The 13,055-nt window shown below is 72.1% G+C and carries 12 protein-coding genes; 10 read left to right on the forward strand and 2 right to left on the reverse strand.

The features are described from left to right. The first annotated feature begins 227 nt into the window (after nucleotides 1–227). The 9 genes from Q0R63_RS07930 (at nucleotide 228) to Q0R63_RS07970 (ending at nucleotide 10,035) form a co-directional block, all read left to right on the forward strand. On the forward strand, nucleotides 228–1,496 hold the full coding sequence (locus Q0R63_RS07930) for an FAD-dependent oxidoreductase (protein ID WP_295696068.1): 1,269 nt from the start codon (nucleotides 228–230) through the stop codon (nucleotides 1,494–1,496). An 83-nt stretch (nucleotides 1,497–1,579) separates the two neighbouring features. Continuing rightward, nucleotides 1,580–3,295 (forward strand): CocE/NonD family hydrolase, encoded by a 1,716-nt coding sequence (locus Q0R63_RS07935; RefSeq protein WP_295696070.1) that lies wholly within the window; start codon nucleotides 1,580–1,582, stop codon nucleotides 3,293–3,295. 186 nt (nucleotides 3,296–3,481) lie between these two features. Further along, nucleotides 3,482–4,405: a trypsin-like peptidase domain-containing protein gene (locus Q0R63_RS07940; protein WP_295696072.1), complete on the forward strand. Its 924-nt coding sequence runs from the start codon at nucleotides 3,482–3,484 to the stop codon at nucleotides 4,403–4,405. A 34-nt stretch (nucleotides 4,406–4,439) separates the two neighbouring features. Then, on the forward strand, nucleotides 4,440–5,561 hold the full coding sequence (locus tag Q0R63_RS07945) for a MoxR family ATPase (RefSeq protein WP_295696074.1): 1,122 nt from the start codon (nucleotides 4,440–4,442) through the stop codon (nucleotides 5,559–5,561). Next, nucleotides 5,540–6,469, forward strand: a complete 930-nt coding sequence (locus Q0R63_RS07950) for a DUF58 domain-containing protein (RefSeq protein WP_295696076.1) — start codon at nucleotides 5,540–5,542, stop codon at nucleotides 6,467–6,469. Before Q0R63_RS07945 ends, Q0R63_RS07950 begins: the two co-directional genes overlap by 22 nt. Continuing rightward, the gene (locus Q0R63_RS07955; protein ID WP_295696078.1) at nucleotides 6,466–7,500 is read left to right on the forward strand and encodes a VWA domain-containing protein; all 1,035 of its coding nucleotides are present in this window, start codon (nucleotides 6,466–6,468) and stop codon (nucleotides 7,498–7,500) included. The genes Q0R63_RS07950 and Q0R63_RS07955 overlap by 4 nt, the downstream gene beginning before the upstream one ends. 3 nt (nucleotides 7,501–7,503) lie before the next feature. Continuing rightward, nucleotides 7,504–8,628 (forward strand): VWA domain-containing protein, encoded by a 1,125-nt coding sequence (locus tag Q0R63_RS07960; protein ID WP_295696081.1) that lies wholly within the window; start codon nucleotides 7,504–7,506, stop codon nucleotides 8,626–8,628. A gap of 188 nt (nucleotides 8,629–8,816) precedes the next feature. Continuing rightward, the gene (locus Q0R63_RS07965; RefSeq protein WP_295696083.1) at nucleotides 8,817–9,104 is read left to right on the forward strand and encodes a muconolactone Delta-isomerase family protein; all 288 of its coding nucleotides are present in this window, start codon (nucleotides 8,817–8,819) and stop codon (nucleotides 9,102–9,104) included. Nucleotides 9,105–9,516: 412 nt separating this feature from the next. Then, nucleotides 9,517–10,035: a hemerythrin domain-containing protein gene (locus tag Q0R63_RS07970; protein ID WP_295696085.1), complete on the forward strand. Its 519-nt coding sequence runs from the start codon at nucleotides 9,517–9,519 to the stop codon at nucleotides 10,033–10,035. Here the strand turns inward: Q0R63_RS07970 and Q0R63_RS07975 are convergent. Together Q0R63_RS07975 and Q0R63_RS07980 are read right to left on the reverse strand one after the other, a co-directional pair. Then, complete coding sequence (locus Q0R63_RS07975; RefSeq protein ID WP_295696087.1) at nucleotides 9,983–11,206, reverse strand: MFS transporter; 1,224 nt, start codon at nucleotides 11,204–11,206, stop codon at nucleotides 9,983–9,985. The genes Q0R63_RS07970 and Q0R63_RS07975 overlap by 53 nt on opposite strands. Continuing rightward, the gene (locus Q0R63_RS07980; RefSeq protein WP_295696089.1) at nucleotides 11,203–12,480 is read right to left on the reverse strand and encodes an MFS transporter; all 1,278 of its coding nucleotides are present in this window, start codon (nucleotides 12,478–12,480) and stop codon (nucleotides 11,203–11,205) included. The genes Q0R63_RS07975 and Q0R63_RS07980 overlap by 4 nt, the downstream gene beginning before the upstream one ends. Nucleotides 12,481–12,596: 116 nt before the next feature. On the opposite strand from Q0R63_RS07980, the gene Q0R63_RS07985 reads away from it, so the two are divergent. Beyond that, on the forward strand, nucleotides 12,597–12,989 hold the full coding sequence (locus Q0R63_RS07985; RefSeq protein WP_295696092.1) for a helix-turn-helix transcriptional regulator: 393 nt from the start codon (nucleotides 12,597–12,599) through the stop codon (nucleotides 12,987–12,989). Nucleotides 12,990–13,055 lie beyond the last annotated feature (66 nt).

Genomic DNA, 13,055 nt, shown 5'->3' on the forward strand with positions numbered 1-13,055 from the left:
ACCCGAATGTGGTCCCGGCGGGCCACCTTCGGGCACTCCCGAAGCAACAAGCGGAGAGGCGAGAGGGAGAGCGTCAACATGTGTTGTGCTGCCAGCACATTCTCAACGCCATACGTTGTGCCCTCAAGACTAAACGGTCCAGGACTCGCGGCGGGAGCATAGGAGCCTCGGCGACCCCCCGGCATACGGCCGGCAGCGCCGCCCTGCACAAGGAAACCCGAGGACCCATGGCCCCCGTCACCCCTTCCGGACTCCCCGCTCCCCAGCGCGTCGCCGTCGTCGGCGCCGGGATGGTCGGGCTCGCGACCGCGTGGTTCCTGCAGGAGCGCGGCGTCGAGGTGACCGTCCTCGACCGCGAGGGTGTCGCGGCCGGGTCGTCCTGGGGCAACGCGGGCTGGCTCACGCCGGGCATCGCGACGCCCCTCCCGGAGCCGGCCGTCCTGAAGTACGGCCTGCGCGCCGTGTTCAGCCCGAGCAGCCCGGTCTACGTGCCACCGAGCGCCAACCCGTCGTTCCTCAAGTTCGTCGCCGGCTTCACCCGGCACAGCACGATGGCGCACTGGAAGCGCTCGATGACCTCCCTCGTGCCGATCAACCGCCTCTCGCTCGCCAGCTTCGACCTGCTGCGCGACGGAGGCGTGCAGGCGCCGACCATCGAGGCGAAGTCGTTCCTCGCGGCATACCGGACGACCGCCGAGCGCGAGACCCTCCTCGAGGAGATCGAGCACATCCACGCCGCGGGACAGGGGATCGAGTTCGACACGCTGACCGGCGACGAGGCGCGCGCGATCGAGCCCTCGCTCTCCGACGAGATCGGCGCGGCGATCCGGCTGCACGACCAGCGCTTCATCGACCCGGGGGCCTACGTCCACGCGCTCGCCGACTCCGTCACCGCCCGCGGCGGCAAGATCATGACCGGCGCGACCGTCACCGACATCCGCGACACCGGCGCCGGGGTCGTCGTCACGACGGCCGAGGGCAGCCGCGAGGAGTTCGACGCCGCCGTGCTCGCGACCGGCGCCTGGCTGGGTGGGCTGGCCCGCCGGTTCGGCGTGAAGAACGTCGTCCAGGCCGGTCGCGGTTACTCCTTCAGCGTCAGGATCGACCACGTGCCCGCCGGCCCGGTCTACCTCCCCGCCCAGCGCGTCGCCTGCACGCCCATCGGCGACCGGCTCCGCGTCGCCGGGATGATGGAGTTCCGCCGTCCGGAGGCCGCCCTCGACCAGCGCCGGATCACCGCCATCGCGGAGGCTGCTCGTCCGCTGCTGCGTGGTGCCGACCTCGACCACCGCGAGGACGAGTGGGTCGGCTCACGCCCCTGCACCGCCGACGGCCTGCCGCTCATCGGCGCCACGATGAGCCCGCGCGTCTTCGCTGCCGGCGGCCATGGCATGTGGGGGATCACCCTCGGTCCCGCCACCGGCCGGCTGCTCGCCGAGACGATGGTCACGGGCAGACCGGTCGCCGAGCTGGCGCCGTTCGACCCGCTGCGCTGACGGGTCCCGCCCCGCCCGCCGCGGGAGGGGGGTTGACGCTGCGTCAAGGGGGTTGACGCACGCTATAGCCAGCGTCAACCCCGATGACGCAGCGTCAACCGGCACCCGGCGTCGCCGCACGCCCCGCGTCGCAGAGTGACGAGGTGCCCGGACTCCGGATCGACACCGACGTCGTCATGACCACGCGCGACGGGGTCGTGCTGCGCGCCGACGTCTACCGTCCCGACGACGAGCTGGCCCACCCGGCGTTGCTGCACCGCACGCCCTACGACAAGGCCAACCCGACCCTGGTCTCTGTCCTCATCGCCGACCCGGTCGCCCTCGCGCGCGCCGGGTATACCGTGGTCGTTCAGGACGTCCGTGGCCGCTTCGCCTCCGACGGGGTCCTCGACTTCGGCGAGCAGGAGCACGACGACGGCTACGACGCGGTCGAGTGGGCGGCCGAGCAGCCCTGGTGCAACGGCCGGGTCGGCATCTACGGCTCCTCCTACCACGCCGTCGCCGCGTATGCCGCCCTCGCCGCCGCACCCCCTCACCTCGAGGCGGTCTTCGTCATGACGGGCGCCGCCGACCTCGCGACGACGGTCCGGCCGGGCGGCCTCTTCGAGCTCGGCTTCCTCGCCTACTACTCCCTGGGCCAGACGGTCGAGCAGATCCGGCGCAGCGACCGGCCGCCCGCGGAGAAGCAGGCCCTCGTCGGGCAGGTGATGAACGGGCTCGTGCGGATGCCGGAGACGGTGGCGGCCACGCCGGTCGCGGACGTCGACGTGCTGGCCGACGGGAGCCTCGCGCCGTGGTGGGGACAGTGGATGGGGGACGAATCCGGTTCTTACGTCACAAGATCGCTCGCTCGGCCCGAGCACGATGTGCCCCTCCCCGACATCCCGCTGATGACCGTCGTCGGCTTCCGCGACTTCATGCAGCAGAGCATGATGACCGTCTTCGCGCGTTGCCCGGCGAGCGTGTCGCACCGGCTGGTGGCCGGTCCGTGGGCGCACAACGGGGCCTACACCGGCCACGTCGGCGCACGAGCGCTGCTCGGCCGGGCAGGGGGTGGCGTCGCGTCCTGGCAGCCGGTGATCCAGGGGTGGTTCGACCGGTGGCTCATGGACGCACCGGACCGGGTCGTCGTCCCCGCCGCCCGCGCGTTCCTCGACGGTCCGCCGGTGTCGTGGTTCGAGTCCGACCCCGACCGCTCGGCCAGGGGCGACTCCTGGCCACCGCCGGGCGTCACCCCCGCCACGTGGTTCCTCGGGGCCGGTGGACGGCTCGGTGCCGACTCCGGTGAGGGCAGTACGGCATACCGGCACGACCCCGCCGACCCGGTGCCGACCTGCGGCGGCGTCATGACCGCACCGATGCTCGGGCCCGACGGTATCCAGGACCAGCGGGTGCGCCAGGCCCGCGCGGACATCGCGGTCTGGACCTCCGACGTCCTGGATGAGGCCGTCACCACCGCCGGTGCGCCGTCCATCACGGTCTTCGTCTCGAGCACGGAAGAGGACACCGACCTCGTGGTCGTCCTCTCCGACCTCGAACCCGGCGGCTTCGTCGTCAACGTCGCCGAGGGTGCGCTCCGGACGCGCGGCCGGGGCGGCGCGACCGACGCCTGGCTGGTGCCCGGCGAGATCACCGAGGTCTCGGTGCCGCTGCACCACACCGGCCACACGTTCCGGGTCGGACACCGGATCCGGGTGGACCTGGCCGGCAGCAGCTTTCCGCGGTTCAGCCGCAACCTCGGCACCCGCACGGTGCCGGAGCTCGGGCGTCTCGAGGACGGGGTTGCTCCGACCAGCTGATCCACCACGGCGCCGACCACCCCTCTCGGCTGGTCCTGCCGGTCCTGCCGGTCCTGCCGGTCCTGCCGCGACCCACGTGATGCCACCCCGGCCGGTATGCCGGGTGCGCTTGGGCGACCTTATGACCTTGCTGTGACTGTGCCAGGGTCCCTGCCGTATCGGCGGGTCTGAACGTAGAGTCATGCGGTGGCCCGGCTCCTCGCTCCCCCGCAGGTGACCGCCGCCGAGACCCTCTCCGGCGACGCGGCTCCGCAGAGCCCGGAAACCGTCACACCGCCCGAGTCCCCGCCCCCGACCCGGTTGGCCGCGGCAGGCCGGCGCGTGGGCGCCGTGCCGAGGCGGGTCCTCGTCGCCGCGATCGTGCTCGTCCTCCTCATCGCTGCCGGCTCCTTCTCCTACGCCCGCCGCGACCCGGGTCCGCGGCCCCTGACCCAGCAGGACGTCACCGCGAGCATCAAGAAGGCCCAGCAGGACCAGGCCAGGGCGGCGGCCGCGGCCCCCGCCGACGCGACCCTCGCCTACGCCTCCATCCAGCCCTCCCTCGTGCTCATCACCACCGACCGCAGCACCGCGACGGTCTCCGAGACGTCCACCGGCGCCGGCGTCATCGTCAACGCCGACGGCACCATCCTCACCGCGCTGCACGTCGTTGCCCGCGCGAGGTCCATCAAGGTGGCCTACACCGACGGCACGTCGACCACGGCGCAGATCAAGGCCCAGCAACCCGAGAACGACATCGCCACCCTGGCGCCGGCGACACTCCCGCAGACGCTCGTCCCCGCGGTGCTCGGTGGCCAGCTGCAGGTTGGCGCAACGGTATTCGCCGTCGGGCACCCCCTCGGCCTGACCGACTCGCTCTCGGCCGGGGTCGTCTCCGCCCTCGACCGCTCGATCACGAACGCGGACGGACGCACCCTGCAGCACCTCATCCAGATCGACGCCGCCGTCAACCCCGGCAACTCCGGCGGACCGCTGCTGAACAGGGCCGGCCAGGTCGTCGGCATCGTCACCGCACTCGCCAACCCCAGTAACCAGGCCTTCTTCGTCGGCATCGGCTTCGCCGTCCCCATCGCGACGGCCGGCGGCGCAGCCGGCGCCCCACCCCAGTAGCGCTCCCCCTCCACCGCCCACGACCGAGGACGCCATGCATCCCGAACCTGCCTCTCCCGAATGGCCGCCCACGCCGACGACGCCCAGGACGGCCACGGAGCCGGCTCCAGCACCCCGGCACGGCACGCATCCGCTCGAGCAGGCGCTCTATGAGGTCAAGAAGACGATCGTCGGCCAGGACGACCTCATCGAGCGGATGATCGTCGCCCTCCTCGCGCGTGGCCACCTCCTCGTCGAGGGCGTCCCCGGGCTCGCGAAGACGATGGCGATCAAGACGTTGGCGGAGGCGATCGGCGGCGAGTTTCAGCGCATCCAGTTCACCCCTGACCTCGTGCCGGCCGACCTCGTCGGGACCCGGATCTACAACCAGAAGGACGGCGAGTTCCAGGTCTCCCTCGGCCCGGTCTTCGCCAACCTCGTTCTCGCGGACGAGATCAACCGGGCGCCGGCGAAGGTGCAGTCAGCCCTCCTCGAGGTCATGCAGGAGCGCCAGGTGACCATCGGCCGCACGACCTACCCCGCGCCCGACCCGTTCCTCGTGATGGCCACCCAGAACCCCATCGAGTCCGAGGGCACCTACGCCCTCCCCGAGGCGCAGGTCGACCGCTTCATGCTCAAGGTGCTCAGCGGATATCCCTCTGCCGCAGAGGAGTTCGTCGTCGTCGAGCGGATGATCGGCGCCCTGGCCAAGACCCAGCAGGTCCTCACCCCCGAGACCCTCAAGGGCTTCCAGCGCCAGGCCGACGCGGTCTACGTCGACCCCGCGGTGATCGAGTATGCCGTGCAGCTGGCGACCGCGACCCGCCAGCCGGCGATGGTGGGCAAGCCGGAGCTGGCCCGCTACCTCACCTTCGGCGCCAGCCCCCGCGCCTCGATCAACATGGTCCTCGCCGCCCGCGCGCTCGCCTTCCTGCGCGGCCGCGACTACGCGCTCGCCACCGACGTCCGCGACCTCGCTCGTGACGTCCTTCGCCACCGCATCGTGCTCTCCTACGAGGCCCTCGCCGAGGACCTCAGCGCCGACGACCTCCTCACCCCCATCCTCGCCGCGGTTGCGGTGCCGAACATCCCGCTGCGCGAACGGTATTCGAGTGGGACCAGCCAGGCCGGCAGCACCGACGCGAACGGGTCCCCATGGACCAGACCGCCACGCTGACCCCGGAACGGCTGCTGCGTCGCCTCGAGTGGCGCGTCGTCCGCCGGCTCGACGGCCGGCTCCAGGGCGACTACCGCAGCCTGTTCCGCGGCACCGGCCTCGACTTCACCGACCTGCGCGAATATGCGCCGGGCGACGACCTCCGCCACATCGACTGGAACGTCACGGCGCGGATGGACACGCCCTACGTCCGCGAGTACGTCGAGGACCGCGAGCTGACGGCGTGGCTGCTGCTCGACCACTCCGCGTCGATGGGGTTCGGGCCCGTCGACCGGCAGAAGGACCTCGTCCTCGCCGAGCTGGCGACGACGCTCGCGCACGTGCTCACCCGAGGCGGCAACCGCGTCGGCATCGTGCTGCTGGGCAGCGACAACACGCAGGTCGAGCAGATCATCCCGCCGGCGTCGGGGCGCACCCAGGTGCTCCGCATCGCCAAGGCCCTGCTCGACCGTCGCGCCGCGAGCGCCGTTGCCACGTCGACGCGCCCGAGCGGTGCGACCACCGACCTCGGAGTGCTCCTCAAGGCCGGCGCGGGGCTCGCTCGTCGACGCGCCCTCGTCATCGTCGTCTCCGACTTCATCAGCGAGACCGGCTGGGAACGGCCGCTCGCCCACCTTGCCCAGCGCCACGAGGTCGTCGCGCTCCAGGTGAGCGACCCGCGCGAGCACGAGCTGCCGAGCGCCGGGATGATCTACGTCGAGGACGCGGAGACCGGCGAGCAGATCTTCGTCGACACCGACGACCCGGGCTTCCGGGCGCGCCTGCGGGCGGCCGCCGAGGATCGCCAGGCCGCCCTGGACGCGACCGTCCGTGGCGCCGGGGCGGACCTCCACCAGGTGCGCACGGACGAGGACCTCGTGCGGTCGCTCGCGCGGATGTCGGCGCTGCGTCGGAGCCGGCGGCGATGACCCTGACCTGGCCCTGGGCGCTGCTCAGCCTCCTCGCGATCCCCGTCCTCGTCGCGGCATACCGGCGGCTGCTGGTGCGGCAGTCCGGCCGTCGGGCCCAGCTCGCCGCCGAGGGGCTGGTCCTCGCCCGGCCGGGACGGGAGCGCCTTCGACACCTCGCCCCCGCCCTCCTGATCGCGGCCCTGGCCGTGATGCTGCTCGCCCTCACCCGCCCCGTGGCCGCGGTGGCCGAGCCGCATCGGCAGGGCACCGTGATCCTCGCCTTCGACGTCTCGACGAGCATGGCCGCCACCGATGTCACCCCGAGTCGGTTGGAGTCCGCCAAGGCCGCGGCCAAGGGGTTCGTCGACAAGCAACCGCCGGCGATCAAGATCGGTGTCGTCGCCTTCGGGGGCACGGGGTTGGTCGCCCAGCAGCCGACCACCGACAAGACCGCCGTCATGTCCGCCGTGGCCCGGCTGAAGCCGGAGGGCGACACCTCGCTCGGCCAGGGCCTCCTCGCCAGCCTCAGCGCCATCGCGGGCAAGCCGATCGTCGTGCCCAGGACCCCGGGGAACGGACCGGCGGCGACCCCGGGCGCCAGTCCCTCGACGGGGACGGGTGGGGGCTCGAGCCTCGACGACACCGCCATCGGCTACTACGGCGGCACCGCCGTCATCCTGCTGACCGACGGTGAGAACACCGGTGGGACGGACCCGGCCCAGGTGGCCGATCTCGCCTCAGCGGCCGGGGTCCACGTCTACCCGATCGGTCTCGGCAGCCCTCAGGGGACCGTGGTCAAGGTCGACGGCTTCAGCATCTCCACCGCCCTCGACGAGCCCGCGCTCCAGCAGATCGCGGCGACCACGGGAGGGACCTACTTCAACGCCACGGATGCCGCATCACTGAGCAAGGTCTACGACTCGGTCCAGCTCACCTGGACGACGAAGACCGTTCCGCACGAAGTGACCTCGCTCGTCGCCGGGTTCGCCGCGCTGCTGCTCCTCGCGGGCGCGATCGTGTCCGTGCTCAGGTCCGGACGGGTGGTCTAGCCGGTGTCCCTGGACCAGCCCTCCCTCCTGCTCGGCCTGCTGGCCGTCCCGGTCCTCCTCGGCGCCTACGTCTGGCAGCTCCGCCGCCGACGGCCCACGGCGGTCCGATACTCCAACGTCGCACTCGTTCGGATCGCGGCGGGACCGTCGCGCCGATGGCGTCGGCACCTGCCGATCGGCATCGTCCTCGCCAGCCTCGGCGTGCTCGGGTTCGCGAGCGCCCGCCCGCAGGTGCAGACCGACGTGCCCGTCGACAGCGCCTCGGTCATCCTGGCGCTCGACGTGTCGGGGTCGATGTGCTCGACCGATGTCGACCCCAACCGACTGAGCGCGGCCCAGGCGGCCGTCCGCACGTTCATCGACGGCCAGGGTGACCAGACGAAGATCGGGCTCGTGGTCTTCTCCGGGTTCGCCCAGCTCGCGGTGGCCCCGACGACGAACCACGACGACCTGCTCACCGCCCTCGACTCCGTCACGACCGGCCGCGGGACGACGATCGGGGCGGCCATCCTGACCGCCATCGACGCCATCGCCGAGCTCGACCCCGCGGTCCGGCCGTCCGACCGCGCCGACGCACCGGCACCCGACGGCTCCTCGCTCAGCCCGACCGGCAGCCCGTCGACGGCGCCGACCGCTCCGGCCGGAACCAAACCGGCGACGGCACCCGAGATCGTCATCCTGCTCACCGACGGCGCCAACACCCGCGGCGTGACGCCCGAGGCGGCGGCGGTCCAGGCGGCAGCCCGTGGCGTCCGGGTCTACCCCATCGGCTTCGGCACCACCCAGCCGAAGCAGATGGTCTGCTCCCCCAACCAGGTGGGCACCCTGGACGGGCAGGGACCCCGAGGCGTTCCCGGCGGAGGTTTCGGCGGTGGTGGCGGTCAGGCAGTGCGGAACTTCCTCGTCGTCGACGAGGGCGCCCTCAAGACCGTCGCGGCGACCACCGGTGGTGAGTACTTCGCGGCCACCGACGCCAACCAGCTCAACACGGTCCTGACCGACCTGCCGAAGCACGTCACCGTCCAGAAGCAGGACGTCGACCTGTCGGTGGGCTTCACCATCGCGGCCGCGCTGCTCCTGCTGGTCGGTCTGGGGCTGTCGATCCGGTGGAGCACCCTCTCGGGGTGACCGCGCGGCATACCGGGTGAAGGTCTGTCTGCGCCGCGCGCGCCACGCGACCCAGGGGGGGTTGACGCTGCGTCAAGGGGGTTGACGCACGTTGTAGCGGGCGTCAACCCCGATGACGCTGCGTCAAGCGCACTGTGAGAGGCAGCGCGGCGCACCGAAGCGGCGTACCAGGGGAGCAGACTGGCCCGATGCTGTATGCCGTGACGATGGACGTCTCTCTCCCGCCCGACATGGACCCGGAGGTGCGCACCGACCTGATGACCCGCGAGAAGACCTACGCCCAGGGGATCCAGCGGGGCGGCGAGTGGCCGCAGCTGTGGCGGATCGTCGGGCGGACCTCCAACCTCAGCATCTTCGACGTCGAGAGCCACGAGCGGCTGCACGAGATCCTCGCGGGCCTGCCGCTCTACCCCTACCTGACGATCGAGGTGCGGCCGCTCGCCACACACCCGTCGAAGGCTCCCGACGTGCCGTGAGCCCGTCGGCCGCGGGCGTGATGACCTCTCCAGCCTCGACGCGACGGATGAGCTCACTCGCCTGCCGGCGCAGCTCTCGACGACCGACCTGACCCAGGTCGACCGAGGAGCGCTTGTGCTTCGTGGGGACCGGGTCAGGCGCCGGCCTCGGGTCCGGCCACCACCCAGCTGTCGACGGGGAGCCCGTCGACCAGGACGAGGTGGGTGACCCGCGGCGTGGGTGAGAACCGAGCGGACATCAGGACCTCCAGGACGTGGTCGGACGAACTCGCCCAGCCTGTCAGGGAATCGGCGTTCCTCCGGGTTGTCCACAGGGCTGTCTGACCCAGGTTGGTGTGTGCGGCGAGGGGAGAGCGGGTACCCAACTCCACGGCATACGGACGTGCCGCAACCCCCGCGAGAAAGTGGTCCCATGGACATCACCGAGGTCATCCTGCACCAGCACATGGAGCAGCGGCGGATGTTCGCGCTGCTCGAGGAGTGGCCCAGGGACGACACGGAGGGCCTCGCCGCGCTCTGGAAGCGGCTCGCGGTCCTCCTCGAGACCCACGCGGAGGGTGAGGAGAAGTTCTTCTACCCCCAGCTGCTCCACGTCGGCACGGGCGGTGGCGACGCCGACGACGTGGACGAGGAGACCGAGGACGCCGTCAAGGACCACAACGAGATCCGGGACGGCGTCCGAAAAGTGTCGGGCAGCGCGGTCGGCAGCGACGAGTGGTGGCAGGCCGTGACCGACTGCGACGCCGCGAACTCCGACCACATGGCGGAGGAGGAGCGGCAGGATCTCACCGACTTCAGGCGCCACGCGAGCCTCGAGGAGCGGCACGAGCTGGCGCGCAAGTTCCTGCGCTACGAGGCGGTCAATGCCGCGCAGGGCGTCACGCCGGTGGACAAGGACCCGAAGGAGTGGCTCGAGCAGCACCAGTCCTGACGGTCCGCAAGGCGATCGCGCAGCCGCCGCCCACGACGGCGACCACGCCGGCCAGCGCGAAAGCCGACCCGGCCTGCGGGACGCCCTGCCGGTGGAGGTCGGGATAGAGCGGCAGCCACAGCAACGGGGCGACGGCGCCGCCACTGAAGCGGAACGCCGAGACGACCGACACGGCGCCTGCGCGGTTGCCCGGCACCTCGCGCGCGGCGAGGTTCTGGATGCCGACCGTGGCGAGAGACGACACGGCTCCGGCGGCCGTCCACACGACGACCGCCTCGGTGAGAGTGCGGGTCTGGCCCATCAGGGCGACCGCCCCGCCACTGACGACGAGGCCGATCGCGGAAGCCGCCGCCCCACCGATCCGGTCGCTCACGCCGCCCCAGGTGGAGGCGAGGATGATCCCTGCGACACCGAAGCCGAGGAGCACGAAACCCACGGCCGTGCTGGAGACCCCGAGCCGGCGCTCGGAGTAGAGCGAGACGAGGAACGGCAGGCCGGCCACCCCGGCATACGAGGCGAACCCGGCGGCGCAGATGAGGCCCATCCGGCGGGTGACGAGGTCGGCGAACCGGGGGCGCGAGCCGGTGGTGCTCGGGCCGTCCTGCGGGGGCGCGAGCGCCAGCGCTGCGGACACCACGGCGACGAGGACGAAGGCGTAGCGCCAGGATGCGGCGTTGGACAGCCCGCCGACGAGCGGTGCGAGTGACTGCCCGGCGGCCTGGCAGGCCGCGAAGATGCCGAGGGTCTTGGACAGGCGCGCCGCCGGGACGAGCTCGGCAAGACCGGCGACGAGGAGCGGGGTCGTGAAGGCGTTGGCCGCACCCTGGATCACGCGGCCGGCGAAGAAGAACCCGGCCGTGGGAGCCGCCGCGCAGAGCACGCTGGCCAGCGCGTAGGCGACGAAGGCGACGCACGTCGTGCGCCGCCGGCCCCAGCGCTCGCCGAGGGTCCCCGAGACGAGCTGCAACGCGGCGAACGGCACGAAGTATGCCGTGAGGGCCCAGCCCGCGCCCCCGATGCCGATCCGGAAGTCGGCCGACAGCTCGGGCAGCATCGCGGCGGTGATGCCGCCGCCGAAGGGCCCGAGGAGTCCGCCGAGGTAGAGCGCCTGCCGACGGCGACGCGACGGGTCGTCGACGCGGTGCTCGTCCACGCGGCCGGGAGGTGTCACGACAACGAGTCTGCAACAGCCTCGTCGGCACCACCCTCGGTGGGCGCCGTGATCGTGGTCCGGGTGCCGAGCACCCCGACGGTGGCCGCGACCGCACAGACCACGGCGAGCGCGATCGCGAAGCCCGCATAGGTCTGCGGAAGCGTCCAGTGGGTGGCGGCCGCACCGGCCAGCACGGTCGAAATCCCCATGGCGGAGTAGCAGATCAGGTAGAAGGCCGACATCACGCCACCACGGTGCTGCGACGGGAGCGCCTGGCTGAGGTGGCGCAGCGACCCGCTGAACGCCATGCCGAAGAAGGCCCCGAGGACGATCGCGGCCGTGAAGACGAGGACGGCGCTGCCGCTGAGGACGAGGGGGATGCTGAGGAGCATCGTCACCGCCATCCCGGCGTCACCGATCACCGCCATCCGCCGGGCCGGGACGCCCTGCGCGAGCCACTGCACCACCGCTGACGTCACCGTCATCGCCCCGACGACGCCCCCGCCGAAGACGAGCACGTGGATGCCCGTCTCGGTGGCCGCGAGCTGCGGGAAGAGCGAGAGGTAGACGCCCAGCACGACCCAGGACGCCGCGGCGCCGACCACCGAGAAGCCGAAGTCGTGGGCGATCGACGGCGGGACGTGCGGTCGGGCGATCCGCACCCGCGCGCGGGTCGGGCTGGTGTGCGTCTCGGGCATCACGGCGAGGCCGACGACCAGGCCGATGACGAGGACGCCGCTGACGACGTAGGGCGTGACGAGCGGGTGGGGCAGGAGCTCGGCCAGCGCCGCGCTGCCCACGACACCGCCGCCCATCCCGAGGCTGAACGCGATGCCGCTCAGCCGACCCGCGCGGGCGCCGTCAGCGGGCCGGATGTCGATGAGGGCGGCACCCGCGGCGACGACGGCCGTGGCGATCGCCGCGCCGTGGATCGCCCGGGCGACGAGCAGCGCGGCCACCCCGTGGGCGGTGACGAAGACGATCTGTCCCACGATCATCGCGCCGACGGCGAGCAGGAGCGCCGGGCGGCGACCGACGGAGTCGGTGAACGGGCCTGCGACAGTGAGCGCGAGGAGCGCCGCGGCGGCATACGCGGCGAAGACGACGGTGGTGGTGAGGGAAGAGAAGTGCCAGGCGGCGGCATTCGTGCCGTAGAGCGCGGAGGGGACTCCGGAGATCGCGAGGCACACCCCGAGAACGACGAGGAGGAGGGCGTGGGTGCGTGGGCGGGAGCGGTCCGCGCCGATGGCGACGATCGTCCCTGCGGCGGTATGCCGGGTGGTGCTGGACATCCTGGCTCCTGGTGGTCGTCGTCGTCATGGCCCGTGCGACGGTCCGGATCGGGTTCGATGTCGATCAAACTAGCACGGGTTCGATGAACGTCAAACCGAGCGCGTATGCTGGGCCCATGTCCAGATCGACGACGGCCCCGCGCGACCCGGCGGCCGTGGCGACCCCGCGGCCCGAGGGCCCGGCGGAGACCCTGGATCCGGAGGTGGCCATCCGCCCCGTGGCGTCGCTGCAGGAGGTCCTCGGGGCGCTCAGCGACCCCGTCCGGCTCGAGATGGTGCGCCGACTCATGGCCGCCGGGCGACCGCAGGCGTGCGGGACCCTCTACGCCAGCGTCGGCAAGTCCACGGCCAGCCACCACTTCAAGCTGTTGCGCGAGAACGGGATCATCGAGCGCCACCTCATCGGCGGACAGGTCCACCAGTACCTCCGCCAGGAGGCGCTCGACGCCGCCCACCCCGGCGTCGTCCGGTCGATCGTCGCGGCCGCAGAGGCCGAGCGCGGCGCCTGACCCGAGGCCGCGTCCGAACGACGTGTTGCGGTGAGATCCGCGAATCTAGCCGGTAGAGAGTACGAT

The sequence above is a fragment of the Lapillicoccus sp. genome (assembly GCF_025353065.1).
GTDB lineage: Bacteria > Actinomycetota > Actinomycetes > Actinomycetales > Dermatophilaceae > Lapillicoccus.

Excerpts from the sequence above, each read along its gene's own strand:
- Q0R63_RS07930 (WP_295696068.1), top strand. The coding sequence starts at position 228 with ATGGCCCCCGTCACCCCTTCCGGACTCCCCGCTCCCCAGCGCGTCGCC.
- Q0R63_RS07935 (WP_295696070.1), top strand. The coding sequence starts at position 1,580 with ATGACGCAGCGTCAACCGGCACCCGGCGTCGCCGCACGCCCCGCGTCG.
- Q0R63_RS07945 (WP_295696074.1), top strand. The coding sequence starts at position 4,440 with ATGCATCCCGAACCTGCCTCTCCCGAATGGCCGCCCACGCCGACGACG.
- Q0R63_RS07950 (WP_295696076.1), top strand. The coding sequence starts at position 5,540 with ATGGACCAGACCGCCACGCTGACCCCGGAACGGCTGCTGCGTCGCCTC.
- Q0R63_RS07955 (WP_295696078.1), top strand. The coding sequence starts at position 6,466 with ATGACCCTGACCTGGCCCTGGGCGCTGCTCAGCCTCCTCGCGATCCCC.
- Q0R63_RS07965 (WP_295696083.1), top strand. The coding sequence starts at position 8,817 with ATGCTGTATGCCGTGACGATGGACGTCTCTCTCCCGCCCGACATGGAC.
- Q0R63_RS07970 (WP_295696085.1), top strand. The coding sequence starts at position 9,517 with ATGGACATCACCGAGGTCATCCTGCACCAGCACATGGAGCAGCGGCGG.
- Q0R63_RS07980 (WP_295696089.1), bottom strand. The coding sequence starts at position 12,480 with ATGTCCAGCACCACCCGGCATACCGCCGCAGGGACGATCGTCGCCATC.
- Q0R63_RS07985 (WP_295696092.1), top strand. The coding sequence starts at position 12,597 with ATGTCCAGATCGACGACGGCCCCGCGCGACCCGGCGGCCGTGGCGACC.